At 71.9% G+C, this 22,268-nt stretch carries 14 protein-coding genes; 5 read left to right on the top strand and 9 right to left on the bottom strand.

What is annotated here, in order from left to right; all coding sequences use genetic code 11:
* Positions 1-3 precede the first annotated feature (3 nt).
* The 4 genes from K8556_RS11695 to K8556_RS11680 all read right to left on the bottom strand — a co-directional run bounded on the left by K8556_RS11695 (position 4) and on the right by K8556_RS11680 (position 10,035).
* Positions 4-5,958, bottom strand: a complete 5,955-nt coding sequence (locus K8556_RS11695; RefSeq protein ID WP_223740115.1) for a hypothetical protein — start codon at positions 5,956-5,958, stop codon at positions 4-6.
* 119 nt (positions 5,959-6,077) lie between these two features.
* Complete coding sequence (locus tag K8556_RS11690; RefSeq protein WP_223740114.1) at positions 6,078-7,448, bottom strand: tetratricopeptide repeat protein; 1,371 nt, start codon at positions 7,446-7,448, stop codon at positions 6,078-6,080.
* 52 nt (positions 7,449-7,500) lie between these two features.
* Positions 7,501-8,718, bottom strand: coding sequence for a threonine ammonia-lyase (locus tag K8556_RS11685; protein WP_223740144.1), 1,218 nt, complete (start codon positions 8,716-8,718; stop codon positions 7,501-7,503).
* An 87-nt stretch (positions 8,719-8,805) separates the two neighbouring features.
* Complete coding sequence (locus K8556_RS11680) at positions 8,806-10,035, bottom strand: Glu/Leu/Phe/Val dehydrogenase (protein WP_223740113.1); 1,230 nt, start codon at positions 10,033-10,035, stop codon at positions 8,806-8,808.
* A 67-nt stretch (positions 10,036-10,102) separates the two neighbouring features.
* On the opposite strand from K8556_RS11680, the gene K8556_RS11675 reads away from it, so the two are divergent.
* Complete coding sequence (locus K8556_RS11675) at positions 10,103-10,597, top strand: helix-turn-helix domain-containing protein (RefSeq protein ID WP_223740112.1); 495 nt, start codon at positions 10,103-10,105, stop codon at positions 10,595-10,597.
* A gap of 32 nt (positions 10,598-10,629) precedes the next feature.
* Here the strand turns inward: K8556_RS11675 and K8556_RS11670 are convergent, their stop codons facing one another.
* Positions 10,630-13,047: a DEAD/DEAH box helicase gene (locus K8556_RS11670; RefSeq protein WP_223740111.1), complete on the bottom strand. Its 2,418-nt coding sequence runs from the start codon at positions 13,045-13,047 to the stop codon at positions 10,630-10,632.
* A gap of 68 nt (positions 13,048-13,115) precedes the next feature.
* On the opposite strand from K8556_RS11670, the gene K8556_RS11665 reads away from it, so the two are divergent.
* Both K8556_RS11665 and K8556_RS11660 read left to right on the top strand, forming a co-directional pair.
* A complete protein-coding gene (locus K8556_RS11665; RefSeq protein ID WP_223740110.1) occupies positions 13,116-14,252 on the top strand; it encodes an RNA polymerase sigma factor RpoD/SigA in 1,137 nt (378 codons plus the stop codon).
* A gap of 94 nt (positions 14,253-14,346) precedes the next feature.
* A complete protein-coding gene (locus K8556_RS11660) occupies positions 14,347-14,910 on the top strand; it encodes a hypothetical protein (protein WP_223740109.1) in 564 nt (187 codons plus the stop codon).
* A 30-nt stretch (positions 14,911-14,940) separates the two neighbouring features.
* Here the strand turns inward: K8556_RS11660 and K8556_RS11655 are convergent, their stop codons facing one another.
* The 4 genes from K8556_RS11655 to K8556_RS11640 all read right to left on the bottom strand — a co-directional run bounded on the left by K8556_RS11655 (position 14,941) and on the right by K8556_RS11640 (position 19,125).
* Positions 14,941-16,506 carry a beta-ketoacyl synthase N-terminal-like domain-containing protein gene (locus K8556_RS11655; RefSeq protein WP_223740108.1) on the bottom strand — a complete coding sequence of 522 codons (1,566 nt, stop codon included), beginning with the start codon at positions 16,504-16,506 and terminating at the stop codon, positions 14,941-14,943.
* Between the two features lie 29 nt (positions 16,507-16,535).
* Entirely contained in the window at positions 16,536-18,008 is a 1,473-nt protein-coding gene (locus K8556_RS11650; RefSeq protein ID WP_223740107.1) for a hypothetical protein, read from the bottom strand.
* A gap of 82 nt (positions 18,009-18,090) precedes the next feature.
* Positions 18,091-18,801: a hypothetical protein gene (locus K8556_RS11645; RefSeq protein WP_223740106.1), complete on the bottom strand. Its 711-nt coding sequence runs from the start codon at positions 18,799-18,801 to the stop codon at positions 18,091-18,093.
* A gap of 27 nt (positions 18,802-18,828) precedes the next feature.
* The gene (locus K8556_RS11640) at positions 18,829-19,125 is read right to left on the bottom strand and encodes a molecular chaperone DnaJ (protein ID WP_223740105.1); all 297 of its coding nucleotides are present in this window, start codon (positions 19,123-19,125) and stop codon (positions 18,829-18,831) included.
* Positions 19,126-19,181: 56 nt separating this feature from the next.
* Here K8556_RS11640 and K8556_RS11635 point away from each other — a divergent pair, with 56 nt between their 5' ends.
* Together K8556_RS11635 and K8556_RS11630 are read left to right on the top strand one after the other, a co-directional pair.
* Positions 19,182-19,940, top strand: a complete 759-nt coding sequence (locus K8556_RS11635) for a DUF4159 domain-containing protein (RefSeq protein ID WP_223740104.1) — start codon at positions 19,182-19,184, stop codon at positions 19,938-19,940.
* A gap of 28 nt (positions 19,941-19,968) precedes the next feature.
* Positions 19,969-22,248 carry a glutamine amidotransferase gene (locus tag K8556_RS11630; RefSeq protein ID WP_223740103.1) on the top strand — a complete coding sequence of 760 codons (2,280 nt, stop codon included), beginning with the start codon at positions 19,969-19,971 and terminating at the stop codon, positions 22,246-22,248.
* Positions 22,249-22,268: the final 20 nt, after the last annotated feature.

The following is a 22,268-nucleotide window of genomic DNA, read 5'->3' as shown; positions in this document are numbered from 1 at the left end:
GCTTCAGCCCTCGGCGACGGCCTGCACGCTGGCGCGGTAGATGAAGATGCGCGCGGTGTTGGTGCGGGTGTCGGCGGGGATGACGAAGAAGCCCGGGGTGGGGCCCTTGAAGTCCTGGGAGAAGCCGGCCACCTGGCGGCCGTCGTTGAAGGTGACGCGGATCTTCGAGCCCTCCGCCTGCGGCTGACGCGCGCCCGCGGCGAGCATGAAGAAGATGGCCTTCACGCGCTTGCCGGGGATGCGCTCCGGGGCGAAGCCGCTCTGCTGCTCCAGGGAGATGGTGTCCTCCAGGAGGTCCGCGTCGCGGATGGTGCCGCGCTTCACCTGTCCTTCGACGGTGTGGATGATGACGCGGTGTTCGCCTTCCACGAAGGAGCTGGCGGCGGACGCGAAGGCGGCCCCCGGCACTTCGAAGAGCGCGTCGTCCGTGGGGCGCAGGTGGTTGGCGGCCACGGGCGCCGGGCTCCGGAGGGTCGGGCTGGAGGCGGCGGGGGGCGTCAGCCGGGCCACGGGCAGGGAGGGCGCAGCGGAGAGCGACAGGGCCGGGGCGGGCGGCGGAGGAGGGATGGCCGCGACGGGCAGGGCGGGGACCTCCTCGACGAGCTCGATGTCGGCCACGGGCTCGGACTCGACCTCCTCGACGTCGAGGGTGGCCTCGGGTTCCGCGTCCACGTCGACGGCGGGCTCTTCCCAGCCGGCGGACGGGGTGGGGGCGGTGATGTCGGTGAGGGAGACCTCTTCCTCGGCGACGGGCTCGCTCCACTCGGCGGCGGGGGCCGGAGGGGCCTGCCAGGTGGACGGGGTGGGGGCGGCGTCGGCCATCCAGTCGGGCTGGGCCTCCTGGGGCGTGGCCCAGGCGGAGCGCGCGGCGGGAGCGGCGCTCCACTCAGGGGCGGCCTCTTCGACCGGGGCGTCCCAGGGCTGCTGGGCGTCGGGGGACGGCTGGGCCCAGGCGGAGCTCGCGGAGGAGTCCTCGGTGGCGGCCCACGCCGACTGCGCGGTGGCGTCCGTGGTGGCCCACGGCTGATCCGCGCCCGGGGTCACGGCCTCCGGCGTGGCCCATTCGGGCTGTGCTTCGGGGGCCTCTTCAGAGGCAGCCCAGGCGGGGTGCACGGCGACGGGCGCGGAGGCTTCCGTCGAGGCCCATTCGGGCTGCGCGACGGGCGTGGCGGCTTCAGTCGCAGCCCACTCGGGCTGCGCTTCGATGGGCGCGGCTTCTTCCGTGACCCACTCAGGCTGCGCGACGGGCGCGGCTTCCTCAGTGGCCCACTCCGGCTGCGCCTCGATGGGGGCCTCTTCAGCGGCCCATTCCGGCTGCTCGGCGACGGGCGCGGAGGCTTCCGTCGTGGCCCATTCGGGCTGCGCTTCGATGGGGGCTTCTTCCGCGGCGGCCCACTCCGGCTGTACGGCGACGGGCGCGGCTTCTTCCGTGGCCCACTCGGGCTGCGCTTCGATTGGGGCTTCTTCAGCGGCGGCCCACTCCGGTTGCGCGGCGACGGGCGCGGCTTCTTCCGTGGCCCACTCGGGCTGCGCCTCAATGGGAGCTTCTTCAGCGGCCCATTCCGGCTGTGTAGCGACGGGCGCGGAGGCTTCGGTCGTGGCCCACTCCGGCTGCGCCGAAACAGATGCGGACCCTTCGGCCGTGCCCCACTCGGGCTGCGCGGCAACAGGCGCGGCTTCCTCCGTGGTCGCCCACTCGGGCTGCGCCTCAATGGGCGCGGCTTCCTCGGTGGACCACTCCTGCTGTGCGGAGGCAGGGGCGGCGGCTTCCGTGGTCGCCCACTCGGGCTGCGCGGCGACGGGAGCGGCTTCCTCGGTGGCCCACTCGGGCTGCGCCTCGATGGGCGCCTCTTCCGCGGATGCCCACTCCTGCTGAGCAGCGACGGGCGCGGAGACTTCTTCCGAGGCCCATTCAGACTGCGCGGCGACGGGCGCGGAGACTTCTTCCGCAGCCCATTCAGACTCCGTCGCGACGGGCGCGGAGGCTTCTTCCTTGGCCCATTCAGACTGCGCAGCGACAGGTGCGGAGGCCTCCGTCGAGGCCCACTCCGGCTGCGCAGCGACAGGCGCGGCTTCTTCCGTGGCCCATTCCGGCTGTGCTTCGATGGGAGCGGCTTCTTCCGTGGCCCATTCCGGCTGCGCTTCGATGGGCGAGGCTTCCTCGGTGGCCCACTCCGGCTGCGCAGCGACAGGCTCGGCTTCTTCCGTGGCCCATTCCGGCTGTGCTTCGATGGGAGCGGCTTCTTCGGTCGCGGCCGACTCCGCCTGCGGTGCCGTGGGCGCAGCAGCTTCCGTGGTCGCCCACTCGGACTGAGCCGCTACGGGCGCAGCGGCTTCTTCCGTGGCCCACTCCGGCTGTGCCTCGATCGGCGCGGTCTCCGTGGCGGCTTCAGTCGTCGTCCACTCCGGCTGCGCGGCGGCAGGCGTCGCGTCCGTGGTGGACCACTCCGCCTGCTCGGCAACAGGCGAGGTCTCTTCCGTGGCCCACTCCGGCTGCGCCTCGATGGGGGCTTCTTCAGCGGCGGCCCACTCGGATTGCGCGGCGGCGGGCGCGGAGGACTCCGTCGCGGCCCACTCCGGCTGCGCCGAAACAGGCGCGGACCCTTCGGCCGTCGCCCACTCGGACTGCGCGGCGACGGGCGTGGCCTCTTCAGTCGTCGCCCACTCCGGCTGCGCTTCGATGGGGGCTTCTTCAGCCGCGGCCCACTCGGGCTGGGCCTCGACGGGCGCGGCCTCCGCGGTTGCCCACTGCGGCTGCGTGGGAACAGTGGAGGTCCCTTCAGCAGGGGTCCATTCCGGCTGGGCTTCGAGCGGCGCGGCTTCTTCCGTCGCCCACTCGGGCTGCGCTTCGATGGGAGCCTCTTCCGCCGCGGCCCACTCCGACTGCGCGGCGACGGGCGCGGCTTCCGCGGTGGCCCACTCGGGCTGGGCCTCGATGGGGGCGGCTTCTTCAGCGTTCCAGTCGGACGCCTGGGCCGGCTGCGCGGCGTTGGCCTCCGGCGTGGCCCATTCGGACCGGGCCTCGATCAGCGGAGCCTCTTCGGACGGGGGCGTCCAACGGCCCTGGGCATCCGCGACGGGCGTCGTCGTGGATGCGGCCCATGCGGATTCGGTGGCAGGGGCATCCCACGCGGGTGCTGCGTTCGCGGTGGGCTGCTCGGACGACGCGGTGCCGGACTCCACCTGCGTCGAACCGGTTCCCTCCGCCGTGTCAGCGGAGGCAGCCCACTCAGGCTGGAGTTCGATGGCGGCGGGCTCCACGGCATCGGCGGCCCACTCGGGCTGGAGCTCGATGGCGGCGGACGCGTCCTGCAGTCCCACGGTGTCGGTGGCGTCCGAGGGCTCACCCTCGGCCGACCAGGCCTGCGCATCCTGACCCGGGGTGTTCCACGTCGACGGCTCGGTGGACTGCGCTTCGGCGAGGGACTCTGCGGCGGTGGCCAGCGGCACGGCGTCGTCGGCACTGCCGCTCAGCTCGCCCCACTGTTCCGCTGCAGGGGCCACTTCGGCCGTGGGCTCGACATCGTCCGAGCCGAGCTCCACCGTGTCGGCTTCGATGTCCGGGCCGACCGGGATGCTGCGGATCCGCAGCGACGGAATGCCCGTCTCATTCGCGAACGGGGAGGGCGGCGGAGTGAGCTGCTCCTCTTCGGCTCCCAGGTCGGCCACGTCGAAGGTCTGGGCCTCCACTCCGGCCGCGACCTCCGAGGCAGCGCCACCGTCGGACCCAAGCGCGGCGCCTTCATGGGCGACGTCGTTCGCGTCGAGCGCGATCTCCTCGGCCTGGGCTTCCGCCACGGGAGCGTCGCCGGACTGCCAGTCCGACGAGACATCGCTCGCGTCGAGCGCGATCTCCTCGGCGGGCGTCTCCGTGCCTGACTGCCACGCCTCGGCGGTGGGGGCGGACGCATTGCCATCGGCGGCGACACCCGCCGGCTCCTGGGCCTGCCACTCCGTCGCGACGTCATCCGTGCCGAGCGTGATCTCCTCGGCGGAGGTCCGCGCCGGCGCCGTGTCGTCGGCCTGCCACTCCGACGAGACATCGCTCGCGCCGAGCGCAATCTCCTCGCTGGAGGATTGCGCCGACGTGTCGCTGCCCGACTGCCAATCCGTGGCGACCTCGCTCGACTCGAGCGCGATCTCCTCGGAGGGCGTGCCGGTGGCGACGGCGCTATCGGCCGTCCACTCCGTCACCGCGTTGCCAGAAGCCAGTGCGCTCTCGCCGGTGGATGCGGCCGTGCCGGCCTGCCACTCCGTGGCGACATCCTCGGCACCGAGGGCGATCTCCCCCGCGCCTTCCGGTGAAGCGTTCGGATCCGCCTGCCAGTCCGTGGCGACGTCGTCCGTGCTCAGCGCGACAGCGTCAGCCGCCGGAGCCTCACCCTCCGCCTGCCAGTCCGTGGCGACGTCATTCGTGCCGAGCGCGATCTCTTCCGCCGCGGACTCGCCGCCGGTCTGCCAGTCCGTGGCGACCGCGACATCCTCCGCCGGAGCCGCACCCTCCGCCTGCCAGTCCGTCGCGACATTGCTCGTGCCGAGCGGGATCTCCGCCGCCTCGGGAGTCGCCTGCCACGCGGCCTCGACCTCGGACGTGCCGGTCGCCGTGGCGGCTCCACCGGACTGCCAGGTCTCCGCGCCGGCCGTCTCCGGCTGCCACTCCGTCGCGACGTCGCCCGCGTCCAGGGCGATCTCCTCCGCGGGCACTTCCGTGGCCGCCGCGCCGTCGGTCCACGCCTCCGCCATGTCATCCGCGCCGAGCGCGAGCTCTCCAGCCTGCTCCGGTGCTCCCGCGACAGGGGCCGTCTCCGCCCCCCACGCTCCCGCCGTCTCCGTGGCGACCGCCTGCGCCTCCTGCACGGCCTCCACCGGCGCGGCGGGCTCCGCCGTCGCGACGTCGCTCCAGTCCCACTCCGAGGCCGTGCCTTCCGCCGGCGCTGTCGGCTCCACCGCGAGCGGCGCGGTATCGAGCGCGCTGTCCCGAGCCTCCTCGGACTCCACCGCCAGCGGCGCCGCGTCCCACGCCGCGTCCACGGGCGACAGGTCCTCGGCCATCACCGCCTCGGCGACGGGCTCGGCCTCCAGCAGCTCCGCCTCCCCGACCGCGTGCTCCGCGGAGGCCAGCGCCTCCGCCATCGGATCCAGACCGGACGCCGCCGGGGCCTGGGCCTCCGTCTCGACCTCCATCGACAGGTCCGCGAACGAATCCTCCAGCGAGGGCTCCGGCTCGGCGGCGGCCACCGGGGGCGGCGCCTCCGCCGACAGCCCGGAGAAGTCCTCCTCGGCGCTCGTGCCCCACGGCTCCGCCGCGGCAGCCGGCGAGGTCGCCACGGGCGCCTGCGGCATCCACGGCGCGGGTTCACTCAGCGAGGGGATGTCGATGTCGTCCGTGCTGAGGTTCAGGCTGTCCGACTCGGTGGGCGCCTGCGGGGCATAGGCCTGCGGATCCACCGGGGCCGCGTAGCCCTCCGCCGCGTTCGGGTCATACGCCGCGTTCGGGTCGTAACCCTGCTGCGCCCACGCCGCCGCCGCGTTCGGATCATAGGCCGCCGCGTTCGGATCATAGGCCGCCGCGTTCGGATCATAGGCCGCCGCGTTCGGGTCGTAGCCGGCGGGGTAGGCGTACCACTGGCCATCCTCGCCGTAGTACCCCTGGGCGTTCGGGTCGTAGCCAGCGGGGTAGGCGTACCACTGGCCATCCTCGCCGTAGTAGCCCTGGGCGTTCGGGTCGTAGCCGGCGGGGTAGGCGTACCACTGGCCATCCTCGCCGTAGTACCCCTGGGGCTGCTGCTCGGGCTGGGCCCACGCCTGGGCCGCCGCCGCGGTGTCCGCCGCGTCCTGGATGCCCAAGAGGCCGCGCAACTCGACCCAGCGAGCCTCCTCGACAGCGGACAGGCTTCCCAGCTTCCGCTTCTCATCCAGGAAGCGGAACTCTCTCATCGCGGCGCGCGTATCGGACATCCGTCACCTTGCTGCGCCAGCGTCCAACAGGGGGACCGCCGCAGCGAAAATCTTGGAGGCCCGCGAGTGTAGGGGACTCCCGCCAGGGGGTAAACCAATCCGCCACGCCCGACCGGCCGCTACCTCCCCGAGAGGGCGGCACGCACCGCCTGGTCCAGGCCGGCGAAGTCCTTCTCGTAGGTGGCCTTCAGGGCCTCCTGGAAGGAGTCGGCCTGACCTGCCTTCTGGATGAAGTCCAGGAGCTTCTCCTGCCCCCCCAGCCGCACCAGCTCCCGCACCGCCATGGCGGACGTCCCATAGGCGACTTCCGGCTGGGACATGGAGATGGGCGCCTGCGAGTCCATGTCCGACAGCTTCGGCAGCCGCCCCTGCTTCGCCTGGCCCTTCATCACCTCGCGCAGGTAGCGCGGGGGGCCGTCCAGCCCCAGGTAGCGCCACTCGATGTACTCGGCCAGGCCCTCGTTGAACCAGCGGGGCAGGGCGCCGCCGCCGCGCGGGGAGATTTCGTCCACCGCCGCGTGCACGTACTCGTGGACCAGCGTGGCCTTCGTCGCCTGCGTCAGCTCCGCCGCGTCGTTCATGCGGATGGCGTCCTCGGAGTACAGGCCGGCCACCGCGGCCGCGTACCGGGCGCCCATGTGCGTGGCGAACTCGTCGCGCGTGTAGAGCACGACGTTCAACTGCCGCTCGCGGGCCCGCCCCAGCGTGCGCTGGGTGAACTCATAGGCCTCGTCCAGCGCGGACACGACCTTGCCCTCGTACTCCGCGCGCTGGCCGAAGTCCCGGTCGCTGTTGAAGTAGCGGATGGCGAAGCGGCTGTTCTGGCGCACGCGCATGCCGTCCTTGCCCACGCCGGACTCGTAGCTCAGGCTCGCGGTCTGGACGTTCCCGCCCCCCGAGCCCTTCGCCTGGCGCGTGTCCCCCGGGCCCGGCTCGCCGTTCATCCGCAGCTCCAGGCGCTCCGCCTCGCGCCGCGCGGCCCCTTCCTCCGACACCTGGGCGCGCGCCTGCTGCATCAGCTTCTTCGCCTCCGCGGCCTCCTTCGACTTCGCGGGCACCTGCTGCAGCGTGGTCAGCGCCCCCGCCGAGTCCTTGTCCTGCAACTGCAACTTCCCCAGCTCCAGCGCGAACGCGCCGTCCTTGGGGAAGGTGGCCAGGCCCTTCTTCAGCGCCTCCTCCGCGGCGGCCCGCTGATCCGTCTTCAGCGCGGACCTCGCCAGGCAGCGCAGGCCACCCGCCGTCTCCTGGAAGGCCACTGCGCGCTCGCCCAGCGAGTACGCCATCACCGCGTCCTCCGCGAGCAGCGCCTCGCAGCCCTTGAGCAGCGGGGCCGCAACGGACGGCCGCTGCGCCTCCGGATAGGAGGCCGGATCCGCGGCGGCGAACGCGAGGTACAGCTCCTCCCACTCCTTGTGGGCGGCCAGCTCCTTCGCCTTCTGCGCGGGAGGAGCGGCGGCGAGGAGCAGCAGGGCGATGAGGGGCGTGTTCATGGGTTTCCGGAGTATCGCCGAAGCCCCGAGCGCCCGCGCAAGCCTCCCCGCCCTACGTCCGGGCGACCTGCCAGCCCTGGGCCTCCAGCGCCGCCATCAGCTCCTGGATGTGCGCGTGCCCGGTGGTCTCCAGCATCACCTCCACCGTGGCCTCGCCCAGGCCCGCCTTGGAGAAGGCGCGGTCGTGGTGCAGGTCCACCACGTTGGCGCGCATCTCGGCGATCTGCGTGGTGAGCCGCGCGAGCACGCCGGGCCGGTCCGGCAGCCGCACCTCCAACTGCACCAGGCGGCCCGCCTTCACGAGGCCCCGCTCGATGATGCGGCTGATGACGTTCATGTCGATGTTGCCGCCGCCCACGATGATGGCGACGCGCTTGCCCTTCGCCTGGGGAATCCGGCCGTTGACGAGCGCCGCCAGCCCCGCCGCGCCCGCGCCCTCCGCCACCGACTTCTCCTGCTCCAGCATCATCAGGATGGCGGCGGCGATCTCCTCCTCGTCCACCGTCACCACCGCGTCCACGTACTTCTTCACGTGCTCGAAGGTGAGCTCCCCCGGCACCTTCACCGCGATGCCGTCCGCGATGGTGGTGCCCGCGTTCGTCAGCTCCGTGCGCTTCCCCGCATCCAGCGACGCCTTCATGCTGGCGATGGTGGAGGCCTGCACGCCCACCACCTGGATGCGCGGGTTCGTTGCCTTCAGCGCCACGGCGATGCCGGAGATGAGCCCGCCGCCGCCCACCGGCACCACCACCAGCTCCAGGTCCGGGCACTGCTCCAGCAGCTCCAGCGCGATGGTGCCCTGGCCCGCGATGACGTGCGGGTCGTCGAAGGGGTGCACGAAGACCAGGTCCTCGGCGGCCTGGATGCGCCGGGCCTCCGCGTAGGCCTCGTCGTAGTTGGCGCCCTTGAGCACCACGCGCGCGCCGTAGTCATCCCGCGTGCGCGTGACCTTGATGAGCGGCGTGCGCTCCGGCATCACGATGGTGGCGCGGATGCCCAGCCGGCGCGCGTGGTACGCCACGCCCTGCGCGTGGTTGCCGGCGGAGGCAGCGATGACGCCGCGGCGCTTCTCCTCCTCCGACAGCGTCAGCAGCTTGTTGAGCGCGCCGCGCTCCTTGAAGGCGCCGGTGCGCTGGAGGTTCTCCAGCTTGAAGTACACCACCGCGCAGTCGGTCTTCTCCGTGAAGTAGTCCGACGCGGGGCACGGCGTGGGGCGCAGCGCGGGGCGGATCCGCTCGCGCGCCGCCTGGATGTCCTGCAGGGTGACCATCATGGCCGGGCGTCTAGCGGAAGCGCGGCCCGCACGGAAGCGGCCCGGAGCTCCACGCCTGCCTGCCCGCGTGCGCGGCGGGGTGCGTCAGATGCCGCGCAGCACCGTGGCCTTGCCCACCCGGCCAATGGCCAGGATGTAGGCGGCCGTCCGCATGGAAACCTTACGAGACCGTGCAATCTGCGCCACCCGGTCGTAGGCCTCCTTCATCGTCTTCTCCAGCTCCGCGTTGACGCGGTCCTCCTCCCAGGAGACGTGCTGGAGGTTCTGCACCCACTCCAGGTAGCTCACCGTCACTCCGCCCGCGCTGGCCAGGATGTCCGGCACCACGAAGATGCCGCGCTTCTCCAGGATGTCGTCCGCCTCCGGCTGGGTGGGGCCGTTGGCGCCCTCCACCACCAGGCGCGCGCGCACGCTGTTGGCGTTGTCGCGGGTGAGCACGTGGCCCAGGGCGGCGGGGATGAGGACTTCACAGTCCGCCGCGAGCACGTCCTCGTTGGTGCACGGCGTGCCGCCGGAGAAGCCCGTGACGGTGCCGGTGCGCTTCACGTGCTCGAAGAGGGACGGCACGTCCAGGCCCATGGGGTTGTACATGCCGCCCAGCACGTCGGACGCGGCCACCACCACGCCTCCGTCACCCCAGATGAGCTGCGCGATGTGGCTGCCCACGTTGCCGAAGCCCTGGATGGCGAAGCGCGTGCCCTTCACCGGCATGCCCAGGTCGCGCAGGATTTCCCGGCACACGTAGAGCAGGCCGCGCCCGGTGGCGGCCTCGCGGCCCTTGGAGCCGTACAGCTCCAGGGGCTTGCCCGTCACCACCGCCGGGGAGTGCCCGTGGTAGCGCGAGTACTGGTCCATCACCCAGGCCATCACCTGGGGGTTGGTGTTGACGTCCGGCGCGGGGATGTCCCGCGTGGGCCCGATGACGTCCTGAATCTGATCCACGAACTTGCGCGTGAGCCGCTCCACTTCCTTGAGGCTCATCTGCGACGGGTCGCACGCCACGCCGCCCTTGGCGCCGCCGTAGGGTACGTTCACCACGGCCGTCTTCCACGTCATCAGCGACGCGAGCGACACGCACTCGTCCTGGTCCAGGGCGGGGTGGTAGCGCAGGCCGCCCTTCATGGGGCCGCGGCTGTTGTCGTGCTGGATGCGGTAGCCCAGGAACGTGCGGATTTCACCGGAGTCCATCTCGATGGACACCTGCACCTTCACCTCGCGCAGGGGCGTGGCCAGGAGCGTTTCGATGGGCGTGCCCACGTCCATCACCCGCGCGGCCTTGCGGAAGTAGTAGTTGGTGCCGTCGACGGCGTTCATGGTGGGCTTCACTCCTGGGGACAGACGGAAAACCTTAACAGAAGCGGTGCGCTACGATGGAGCGTCCATGCGCCCCCACTCCCCGGACGACAGCGACGCCGGTTCGTCCCTGCAGGGACTGGCGCGGCGGATCCGCACGTTGCGCGAGCGCCGGGGCCTCACCCAGGAGGACTTCGCCGCCCGGTGTGACATCTCCGTGAGCTTCGTGTCCCTGCTGGAGCGCGGCGAGCGCAACCCCAGCTACGACACGCTCCTCCAGGTCGCGGCCGCGCTGGAGCTGCCGCTGTGGGAGCTGTTCCGGCTGGAGGACGCGGAGGACGCGGGGGCTCATCGGCTGGTGGAGTGGGTGCGGCTGCGGAAGCTGGGGCGGGACGACGTGGACCGCCTGCTGGCCGTGGCGGAGGCGATGTTCAGCGGCGGGCCGGGCGCTCCGGTGCCTCCGGCGAAGGAGGCCCGCGCGGCCTGCGCTTCACCGGAGTGCGGCCGGCCCGTGCTGGCCCGGGGGCTGTGCGTGGCGCACTACCACCGGGCCCGCAGGAAGAAGGCGGCTCCAGGGCCTTGAGGGAGCCCTGAGCCCCCCAAGGCGCGGAAGCACTACTTGCGCTTGGCGCGCTCCACCTTGAGCGTCTTGCCCTCGCCGTGGGGCTTGCCGTGGGTGGCCTCGAAGCCCGCCACGTCCTCCTCCGCGACGAAGACGTACGCGTACGTGGGGCGCAGGTCGGTGCGCAGCACCTTGCCCGCCGGAGCGCCCGCGGCCTCCAGCGCGGCGGTGACGCCCGCCTCGTCCAGGCCCTCCTGGCGGCCCAGGCCCACCCACAGCCGCGCCTGGCCGGGCAGGTCCGGCAGCGCCTCGTGACGGGGGCGGCGCTCCTCACGCTGGCCGCGCGGACGGTGCCGCTCCAGCTTCAGCGGCTTGTCGTTGTGCGCCTTGCCGTTGAGCGACTCGAAGCCCGCGGCGTCACCTTCCGGCACGTAGACGTAGCCGTAGGTGGGGCGGGTGAGGGCCTTGATGACCTTGCCCGCGGGGGCGCCCAGGGCCTCCAGCGCGGCGGGCAGCTTCGCCTCGTCCATGCCGTCGTCCGCGCCCAGGTTCACCCAGAGCTTCACCTCGCCGGGGCCCGCGTCCGGGGACGGGGGCGGGCGGGTGCTGGGGGTGTCGCGCTCGCTGCGCGGCTTGCTCTTCTCCACGCGCAGCGTCTTGCCGCCGTGCTGCTTGCCGTTGAGCGCCTCGAAGCCCGCGGAGTCGTCCTCCGCCACGAAGACGTACGCGAACGTGGGGCGCAGCTCCGCGCGCACCAGCTTGCCCACCGGCGCGCCCGCCTCCTCCATGGCCGTGGCGATGCTGCCCGGCCCCAGGCCGTCCGCGGTGCCCAGGTTCACCCAGAGCTTCGTCTCGCCCGGGCCCGCCTCCAGCGCGGCGGAGCCGGCACCCCGGCGCTCGCCCCGCTCCTCACGGCGCTCGTCGCGGCGCGGACGGCGCTCGCGATCCGGGTGCTCGTCGCGGCGCGGACGCTCGGCGCGCTCGCCCCGCTCCTCGCGGCGGGGACGCTCCCGGTCGCGCTCGCGGTCCTTGCCCCGGCGCTCCACGGGCTTGCGCTCCGGCACCGGCTCGCGCTTCTCCGTCTCACCGGCGGCCTGGGCCTTCTCCATGCGCAGGCGGCTGAAGTAGTACTTGATGAGGAAGGCGATGAGGTCGTCCGCGTCCGGGCGCTGCTTGAGCTGCGAGGCCAGGGGCAGGAAGCCCTCGAAGATGCTGGACCCCATGCCCTCGCGCAGCTCGCGCACGTGGCGCTCGGTCCACAGGTGCATCGCCTCCTCGGGGGCGGGCATCTCGCGCATCTCGAACTTGATGCCGAACTTCTTCTCCAGCACGGTGAACGTCGCCAGCTCGCGCCCGGAGAAGAGGTTGATGGCCGTGCCCTTGTTGCCGATGCGGCCCGTGCGGCCCACGCGGTGCAGGTAGACGGCGGGGTCCTCCGGCAGGGAGTAGTTGATGACGTACTCCAGCCCGGAGATGTCGATGCCGCGCGCCGCGATGTCCGTGGCGACCATGAAGGCCACCTCGCCGCGCTTCACCTTGCCCATCACCCGCTCGCGCTCCTTCTGCGGCAGGTCTCCGTTGAGCAGCTCCGCGTCGAAGCCGTTGCGGTTGAGCACCGCGGTCACCAGCGCCGTGTCATCCCGCGTGTTGCAGAAGATGATGGCGTTGGAGGGCTCCTCCTTCTCCAGCACGTAGATGAGGTTGCGCGGCTTGGGGAACTGATCCGACACGTCGTAGCGGATGTGGTGGATGTGCTCCACCGTGAAGACGTCGCCGGACAAGAGCAGCGTCTCCGCGTTCGTCGTGTAGCGCGCGATGAGGTTCTGGATGTCCGTGGGGACGGTGGCGCTGAAGAGCAGCACCTGGCGCGTCTTCGGGAGGCGGTCGAGGATGCGCGTGACCTCCTCGTAGAAGCCCTGGTTCAACATCTCGTCGGCTTCGTCCAGCACCGCGTGGTCGCAGCCGTCCAGCTTGAGGTTGCCGCGGTTGATGTGGTCGAAGACGCGGCCCGGGGTGCCCACGATGATGGGCGTGCCCTCTTCCAGCGCGTCCTCCTGCTGCTTCATGGAGGCGCCGCCGTAGATGGCCGCCACCTTCACGCCCTTGTACTTGGCCAGGGTGGTGAGCTCCTCCGCCACCTGGAGCGCCAGTTCGCGCGTGGGGCAGAGGATGAGGGCGCGCACGCGCTTCTCGTCCGCGGGGATCTTCTCCAGCAGGGGCAGGCCGAAGGCGGCCGTCTTGCCCGTGCCCGTCTTGCTGCGGACGATGAGGTCCTTGCCCGCCATCGCGGGACCGAAGGCCTTGGCCTGGACGGGGGTGGGACTGGTGTAGCCGCGCTCCGCCAGTGCACGGCGGAGGGGCTCGGAGAGGTTCATTTCGTCGAAGCTGACGTCCGCGATGTATTCGGCGGGACGCGTCGAGGCTTCGTCAGGCGCCGGGGCTCCCGGCGTGGGCTCTTGGATGTCGCTCATCGGGCATGGGCATAGCCCCTGCATTACCCTCTGGCAACAATCGCGGCACTTTGGGGTATGGAGCGCGCATGGCGAATGGGAGGAAGAGAACCAATGGTCCGGCCGCCCCCCGGCCCCGCGCGAAGCGCCCCGCGGCCTCCGCCCGGCCGGGGAAGGCCCGGGAATCCGCGCCTGAGGCCCCGGAAGCCCCGGAGGAGGAGGTGGAGGAGGCCGCCCAGGACCCGGACGCCCTGGAGCCGGACCTGGCGGAGCTGAACGAGGCCGAGGCGGAAATCGAGGAGGTCCCCACCCCCGCCGCCCGGCCCGCGGCCCTGGTGCGCGCGGAGAGCACCAGCGCCCTCACCAACCGGGACCCCCTCCAGGCCTACATGGCCGAGGTGACGAAGCACCCCCTGCTCACCCGGGAGGAGGAGCACCGGCTGGCCAAGGAGTACCAGTCCACGGGGGACGTGCGGGCGGCCTACCGCCTGGTGGCCTCCAACCTGAGACTCGTGGTGAAACTGGCCCACGAGTACCACCGCAACCCCCTGTCCCTGCTGGACCTGGTGCAGGAGGGCAACATCGGGCTGATGCAGGCGGTGAAGAAGTACGACCCGGACCGGGGCGTGAAGCTGAGCTCCTACGCCGCCTGGTGGATCCGCGCGTACATCCTTCGCTACATCATGGACAACTGGAAGATGGTGAAGCTGGGGACCACGGAGGCCCAGCGGAAGCTCTTCTTCAAGCTGCGCCAGGAGCAGGAGAAGCTGGTCGCCCAGGGCTTCGAGGCCAGCCCGCGCCTGCTGGCGGAGCGGCTCAACGTCTCCGAGCAGGACGTGGTGGAGATGGACCAGCGGCTGGGGCACGACGAGGTGTCCATCGACGCGCCGCTGGGCAGCGACGAGGACTCGCGCGCCACCCGGGCGGACCGCTACCTGCCGTCCGGCGCGGTGCCCGCCGACGAGCGCCTGGGCGCCGAGGAGCTCAAGGCCCTCTTCCGGGAGAACCTGGCCGCCTTCGCCCAGACGCTGGAGGGCAAGGAGCGCTACATCTTCGAGCACCGCCTCACCGCGGACGAGCCGCTCACGCTCCAGGACATCGGCGACAAGTACGGCGTCAGCCGTGAGCGCGCCCGGCAGATTGAAGCGGCCCTCATCAACCGGATGCGCGAGTTCATGCGCGAACGCATCCCGGACTTCGACATGGTGGCGGTGCCCAAGGGCTGACGCTGGGGCGGGTGTGGGAGGGCGGGGCAGGGGAGGGGCGCGCTAGGATGGCGGCCTCCACACCCCGCTGCTCCCCGTCCGGGAGGTCCTCCCCATGCGTCACCTGCTTCGCGCGGCCCCGTTGTGGGCCCTGGCCGTGTCCGCCGTCCTCGTCACCGGCTGCGCCGGCCACCAGCGCGACAACTACATCCGAGACCGCGCGGCCACCGCCGCCTACGAGCAGCCGCTGGCGCAGTTGTGGCCGGAGGTGAAGGCCATCATGGATGAGCGCGGCTATTCGTGGCGCGAGCTGCCCAACCAGTTCGTGCTGGAGACGGAGTGGCTGGACTCCGGCGGCGGCACGCTGGGGCCCACGTCCTCCACGCGCTACCTCATCGAAGGCGTCGTCCTGGCGGATGGCCGGGCCGTGCTGCGCGCGCTGCGCACCGACCGCGTGCAGCAGGCCGTGGGCGTCAGCTACGCCACCGACAAGGGCACCGGCAGCGCGTCCACCGGCGGCCTGGCGGACGCCAACGGCGTGGGCCGCAGCGCCAGCGGCCTGGCCCCGGAGCAGAAGGCCAGCTACCGCGACCTGGACCTGGAGCTGGAGTTCTTCCGCAAGCTCAACCCGAAGGGCGCCACGGCCCTGGAGGCCGAGGCGTCCGCGAAGTACCCGTAGGGCCCTTCACGGACGCGGCGCGCCTCCTGGCTACTTCCAGGGCCGGGAGATGACGCAGGCGTTGATGCCGCCCACGCCCATGGACAGCTTGCCCGAGCAGCCCTGGGGCGCGGCCTCTTCCTTGTTGAAGACGAAGCGGCCGTGCACCTTGGCGATCTGCTTGTTGAGCTCCGGGGCGGAGAGCGGCGTGGGGTACACCTTGCCGGCCTCCGCGCCCAGGTACTGCGCGGTGAGCTCCCAGCCGCCGCCCGCGGACATGCCGTGGCCGAAGGTGCCCTTGCGCGCCGTAATCAAGACGGACTCCGGCAGCACGTCGCGCAGGTTCTGCACCTCCAGGAAGTCGCCCGGGGTGGCGGTGGCGTGCAGGTCCCAGGTGCCTACGTCCTGGGGCTGACAGCCGGCGGCGCCCAGCGCGTCGCGGATGGCCAGCGTGGGGCCTTCCTTGGACGGGGTGATGATGTGGTCCGCGTCCGCGGTGACGCCCACGGCCACGGGCTCCAGGCCCAGCGCCTTGAAGCCCTTCTGGGTGAAGTGCTCGTAGTCGCCCACCACCCACACCACCGCGCCTCCGGCGATGTGCGTGCCGCGCAGCGCGGTGAGGGGCTTGGACACGGCGGCGTCCGCGGAGATGACGCGCGCGTTGTAGAAGCCGCCCACCACCAGCGGGTTGGGCGCCGCGTCCGTCATGCCCAGCACCACGGCCTTCGCCTCGCCCAGGCGGATGGCGTTCATGGCCAGCTTCAGGCCGTAGCCGAAGGACGAGCACGCGGCCACCGGCGCGAACGTCATGCCCGTGATCTGGCCCAGCATGGACACCTGGGACGCGGGCGTGTTGTGGATGTTCCACAGCACGTTGGAGGACACGGCGTTCCACGGCGGCTCGGGCGCGTTCCACTTCTTCTGCAGGCGCCCGTTGCGCGTGCGCTTCTCCTTGATGACGGAGAGCTTGGCGGACTCCACGTCGCCCTCGTCGGGCACGCCAATGGCTTCAATCTCGCGCAGCTCCTCCAGGTACTCGCGCAGCTCCGGCGAGCGGCCGGCCCAGAAGTGCCACCAGTCGTCCTCCGCCTTGTCGCGCTCCAACTCTTCGATGGTGGAGGGCTCCGGGGGCAGGCCGGGCAGGGGCTCGCGCGTCTCACGCCACTGGCGCAGGGCGCCGTTGCGCTCCGGGGACGCCCAGAAGCGGTCCCACCGGCGCTGGGCGCGGTAGAGGTCCAGGGAGATGTGCTGGATGGTGGGCAGGTCGCCCAGGCCGGTGCCCACGTAGACGTGGGCCTTCGTGCCCAGCTCCTGGAGCTCCTTCTCGATGCCCGGGTTCTGCGCCAGCGACTGGATGAACGCGCCGATGGCGTACTGCGTGGGCTGCCCCATCTTCCGCTCCAACTGGGAGAAGCGGTTGGCGGGGAAGCGCGCGTCGATCCACGGCTTGTAGACCGCCAGGTCGAACTCGGGCGTGCCGACGAGGAAGTTGTCCGGACCGAAGCCGTTGAAGGGGGTCAGCCAGGTCTCGGATGACGCGAGGTTCCTGGCGAAGGCCTCGATGTTGGGGGAACGCGGGGCGACCACGCCCCAGCCGAAGATTCCGACTCTGCGCACGGGTGTTTCCTCCGCCGCCCGGGGGAAGGCTACAGCGGCTGGATCTTGAGGTTGTCGAAGTGGACGCGCGTCTGCCAGCCGGAGAACCCGAAGTACTGGTTCCGGGGGCCGTAGAGCGGGGACGCGTCCTGGAGGGTGAGGAAGGGCTTGCCGTCCACTTCCCACGACAGGAGTCCGTCCCGCCGGGTGATTCGGAAGTGGTAGCGCTGGCCGGGCACCACCGCGGCGCCGTCGCGCACGGCGCGGTCGTGGGTGTGCTCGTGCTGGCGCGCGATGATGGACTGGGTGTTCTTCCAGCCGCCGAAGATGAAGACGTAGCCGGTGGCGGTGTACTGCAGGCGCGGGTCACCCGCGTAGAAGGAGCGGCCGTCTCCCCACGCCTCCACCTTCATGTCGCCGTCCGGGCTGTCACCCCAGGCGTCGAACTCGATGACGGCGTTCTCCGGGATGGGCTTCTTCAGCCACACCGGGCGGTTGCCCACGTTCTGGACCACCAGGGCCCCGTCCTCCAGCTTCACGGCGGCGGGGTTCGTCACGTTCCACGCGTCACCCAGGGTGTCGCGGTTGAAGTCGTCCTCGGAGGGGCCCGGGGGCAGGGTGGGCTCCTGCTTCGCCACCAGGGTGGCGGGCAGGGAGTCCGGCGTGCCGATGCGCAGGTTGTCGAAGAACAACTGCGACTCCCAGCCGGACAGCCCCAGCCGGTCCTGCCCCCTGCTCTTCAGGGGGAAGGGGTCGTCCAGCTCCGCGACCGGTTGTCCGTCGATGGCCCACTTGAGCACGTTGCCGCGCCGCTCGATGCGCCAGTGGTACGTGCGGCCGGACTGGATGGGGGCGCCCACGCGGGACTCCACGCGCACCCGGGTGTCCTTCTTGAAGACGCCGGTGGCGACGAGGTCCGCGCCCTGGCCGCCGCCCTTCTCCGCGACGCGCGCGGCCCTGCGCTGGAGCGCCTCCAGGGCGGGGGCGTTGATGTCCTTCCGGGCGATGACGGACAGGCTGTTGTTCCACCCGCCCTGCACCAGCACGTAGCCGGAGGCCGGGTCGCGGCCGTTGCCGAACAGCTCCACGCGGATGTCGCCCTCGGGGTACTCGGGGCGCACGTCGAACTCCACCGCCACGTCGTCCGGCAGCGCGGCCTGGAGCCACAGCGGGTTGTTCTTGGGCGCGGGGCCCAGCAGCTCCCCGTTCGTCACGCGCCAGTAGGCGCCGGTGGAGAAGAAGTCGCGCGAGACGACGGCCGGGTCGTTGAAGGGCTGCTCGTAGGGCACCTTGGCGGTGACGTCCGCCTGCCCCCGGAAGAGCGCGTAGTGGATGAGGGGGAGCTGGATGAAGGCGATGGCGCCCGCGAGGACGGCCCACCCCTTGCGGCTCAGGCCGGCGGGCTTGCGCCACCCTTCATGGGGCACGGCGGGCTGGGCGTCCGGGGACGGCGGGACGGAGGCCGCCGGGGGCGACCCTTCCTGCTTCTGCGTGTCCTTGTCCTTGCGGCTGGCCTGGCCCATCGATGCTCGAGGAAGGGGAGGGGGAAAGCCGGCGGAATCTACGCCCCGGCCCCCCCGGCGTAAAGGATTGCCGGGACAGGGGTCACTTGACCCCCCAGCGCTTCTCGAGCGCCTGCTGCTCCGCCAGCCGCTGCTTCTGCCGCTGCTTCTCCGCCTTCTGTTGATCCGACTCCTCCGGCGTGGGGCGCACGGCCAACTGGTAGACGCTGCCCGCCAGGGCGAAGAGGAGCGCGGCGATGATGACGCCCCAGGGGCGGCTGGCCACCGCCTCCACCACGCCGCCGAACTGGTGCAGCGCCGCGAGCGCGCCAATCACCCAGAGCCACGCGCCCACCACCGACGCGACGATGCCGCTCACCTGCCGGTGGAGGAAGGCGCCCACCAGGCCACCCACGATGAAGCCCGGCCCGAAGCCGAGCAGGAAGTCGCTGGGGCCGGCGATCTGCCCCGCGAGCAGCCCCAGCGGCACGCCCACGCCCACGAAGGTGATGGCGGGCGGGAAGAGGAAGCCCAGCGCCATCAGCGCCGCGGCCACCAGCGTGGGCAGGCGCGGATCCAGGTCCGCCCCCAGGTTGAGCCGCTGGGTGACGGCGCCCGTCCACACCAGGCCCAGCACCGCGCCCACCGGGCCCGCCACGGCGCGGAACAGCTTGCCGCCGCCCGCGAGCAGGAGCACCAGCCCCACGAGCGCGACCACGACGCCCACCCACATGGGCAGCAGCCGGTAGATGCCCACCCAGCCGGAGGGGTTGAAGGTCTGGTACGACTTGAGCGCCTGGAGGAAGCCTTCCATGGCGCGCCATCCTAGCGGCTGTGGCCGTCAGGAATAGCGGGTCACGGCGAGCCCCAGCAGCAGCGCCAGGATGACGGCACCCAGGAGCGCGTACCCGTAGAGGGCGCGGGGCGTCCGCGTGGCGCGCAGCAGGTCTTCCGCGCGTTCGCGGTCCTCCGGGGAGGGGCTGCCCGCGAGGATGCGCTGGGCGTCCCGCCGGGCGCCCGCCACGTCACCGGCGTCCTTGCGGGCCCAGGCGGCGCGCACGTCTTCGGAGCCTGGAGGGGAACCCGGGTCCGGGCCGGGTCCGCCGGACTCCGGGGGCGTCTGTCCGCCTTTCGCCATGGGGCGCGTCTATACCAGGGAATGCAGGCACCCGCCGACGGTATAAGCAGGTCCCCATGCCTGTGCGGTCCCTCTCCCGTCGAAACCTCCTGCTCGCCACGTCCGCGCTCGTCCCGCTGCTGTCCCGGCGTGCCGCCGCGTTCGGGGAGAAGAGCCGCTTCATCCCCGCCGTGGCCCGGCACGGGGGCCGCTGGGACGGCCGGCTGTCAGGGCTGCGCCGGCTGGCGTGGGAGCTGCAGCGGCGCACGTCCGTGGAGGTGATTCCGGACGCGCGCCCGTTCGCGCTGAACAGCCCGGACCTCTTCGAGTACCCGTTCCTCTACTTCGGCGGGGACGGGGCCTTCCCGCCGCTGAGTGACGCGGAGGTGTCCAACCTGCGCCGCTACCTGACGTACGGCGGCTTCGTGTTCGGTGACGCCAACGACGGCAGCGACGGGGACGGCTTCGACGCCAGCTTCCGCCGGGAGATGGCGCGCGTGCTGCCGCAGAGCCCGCTGAAGGAGGCGCCGGGGACGCACGTCGTCTTCAAGTCCTTCTTCCTGCTGGACGCGGCGCCGGGGCGCCTGTTGCACAAGCCGCTGCCGCTGGTGGCGAGCGTGGGCAAGCGCGCGGCGGTCATCTACTCGCAGAACGACGTGGCGGGCGCGTGGAGCCGCAGCGAGTCCGGCGACTACGAGTTCGACGTGTCCCCGGGCGGCGAGCCGCAGCGGGAGCTGGCCATCCGCCTGGGCATCAACCTGTGCATGTACGCGCTCTGCCTGGACTACAAGGACGACGCGGTGCACCTGCCCCTCATCCTCAACAAGCGGCGCTGAGAGGGCGTTTCCTCGCGCGAACGAACGCATGAACTCCCCGTCCTTCAACGCGTGGAAGCTCGTCAGCCTGTCGCCGCTGCCCGTCTGGGCGCTGGTGCTGCTGGGCGTGGGGCTGGCGCTGGGCATCGCGCTGGCGGCGTGGGGCGTGCGCCGCGAGCCGTCCCGGGGCCGCAAGCTGCTCCTGTGGGGCCTGCGCCTGGGCGCGGGCGTGGCGGCGCTCTTCTTCCTGCTGGAGCCGGGCATCCGGCACCTCCAGGTGGCGCGGATGAAGAACCGGGTGGCGGTGCTGGTGGACCGCTCGGCGTCCATGAACTTCCCGTCGGAGCCGGGCGGGCCCACGCGCAGCGCGCAGGTGGCGGCGTTCCTGGAGAAGGCGGCGCCCACGTTCGCGTCCTGGCAGGACCGCTTCACGGTGGAGGTGTATGGGGTGGATCCGGAGCTGACGCCGGTGACGGCCGCGCAGCTTGCCCAGGAGCCGGCGCGGGCGGGCACGACGGACCTGCTCGCGGCGCTGAGGTCCTCGGCGTCCGGCGGGCAGGGGGCGCGCAAGCTGTCCGGCGTGCTCTTGTTCAGCGACGGCGCGGACAACGCGGAGCTGAAGGCCGGGGTGGTGGGCCGGGCGAGAGCCGCGCTCACGGACCTGGGCGTGCCGGTGTCCACGTTCCTGGTGGGCCAGGAGGCGCTGAAGGACCTGTCCGTGGAGGGGCTGAAGGTGGACGACTTCGCCTTCGTGCGCAACTCGCTGACGGTGGAGGTGGAGATCCACGGCCGCGGCTTCGCCGGGCAGGACATCCCCGTCGTCCTGAGCCAGGAGGGCAAGACGGTGGCGAGCAAGCTGGTGAAGATGACCACGGGCGACGACGTGAAGCCGGTGTCCTTCACCTTCACGCCGGACCAGACGGGGCGGTTCGTCTACACGGTGACGGTGCCCACGTTCCCGGACGAGGCGGTGAGCGACAACAACAGCCGCTCGTTCACGCTGAAGGTGATTCGCGACCGCGTGCGCGTGCTGCTGGTGGTGGGCCGGCCGTCGTGGGACGAGCGCTTCCTGCGCGGGCTGCTCAAGCAGGACGCGAACGTGGACCTGGTGTCGTTCTACATCCTGCGCACGCTGTCGGACGACCCGGGCGTGTCGAACGAGCGGGAGCTGTCGCTCATCCCGTTCCCCATGGAGGAGATCTTCGACACGAAGCTGCACACGTTCGACGTCGTCATCTTCCAGAACTTCGGCTACTCGGACCCGTCGCTGTCCATCGCGGAGTACGAGCGCAACCTGGAGCGCTACATCCACGAGGGCGGCGCGTTCGTGATGATTGGCGGCGACAGCGTGCTGGGCGAAGGGCGCGCGTCCATGCCCACGCTGATGGAGGCGCTGCCGGTGGAGGCCGCGGGCCCCGCGAACGCGGAGCCGTTCAAGCCGCGCCTGACGCCGGAGGGCCTGCGGCATCCGGTGACGTCCATTGGCACGGGCGCGGCGAGCACGGAGGGCGCGTGGGGCGAGCTGCTGCCCATCCCGGGCGCGAACCTGACGCGGGCGCGGCCGGGGGCGACGGTGCTGATGGACCACCCGTTCATGACGGTGGACGGGAAGAACGCGCCGCTCGTGTCGGTGTGGGACTACGGGCGGGGCCGGGCGATGGTGGTGGCGACGGACGCCACGTGGTCGTGGGCCTTCACTGCGCATCGGGACGGCTCCCCGAGCCGGGCGTATGACCGCTTCTGGGGCAACGCGCTGCGGTGGCTGGTGAGGGACCCGGACCTGACGACGCTGAAGGTGACGGCGGATCCTCCGTCGGTGGAGCCGGGGCGGCCGGTGGGCGTGGTGGTGCAGGCGCGGATGGCGGACTACCAGCCGGCGGAGGGCGCGCAGGTGCGGGTGGAGCTGTTCTCCGTGGCGACGCAGAAGCCGGTGGCGGTGCAGACGGGCGCGGCGGGGGCGGACGGCGTGGTGCGGCTGGAGTTCGCGCCGCCGGCGCCGGGGCCGTACAAGCTGCTCGCGTCCGCGAAGAAGGGCGAGACGGACCTGGGCAAGGGCGAGGACGCGGTGGCGGTGCGCGCGGTGGGCCCGGAGCTGTCGGATGCGTCGGTGCGGCCGGCGCTGATGGAGCAGATCGCCAGCGTCACGGAGGGCAAGGCGTACAAGCTGCCGCAGGACGGGATGCCGGACGTGCCGCTGTTGGATCCGCCGGTGGTGGAGGTGGGGCGCGCGAAGGACCAGCCGCTGTGGGACCGCTGGTACTACCTGGTGGCGCTCATCGCGCTCTTGGGCGCGGAGTGGTTCGCGCGGCGGCGGTTCGGGTACGTGTAGCGCCCGGTCCTGGTGAAGCG

It is taken from the genome of Corallococcus sp. AS-1-12 (genome assembly GCF_020036995.1).
GTDB lineage: Bacteria > Myxococcota > Myxococcia > Myxococcales > Myxococcaceae > Corallococcus.
Note: the sequence above shows the minus strand (reverse complement) of the source record. Positions and strands in the feature narration are given on the sequence as shown.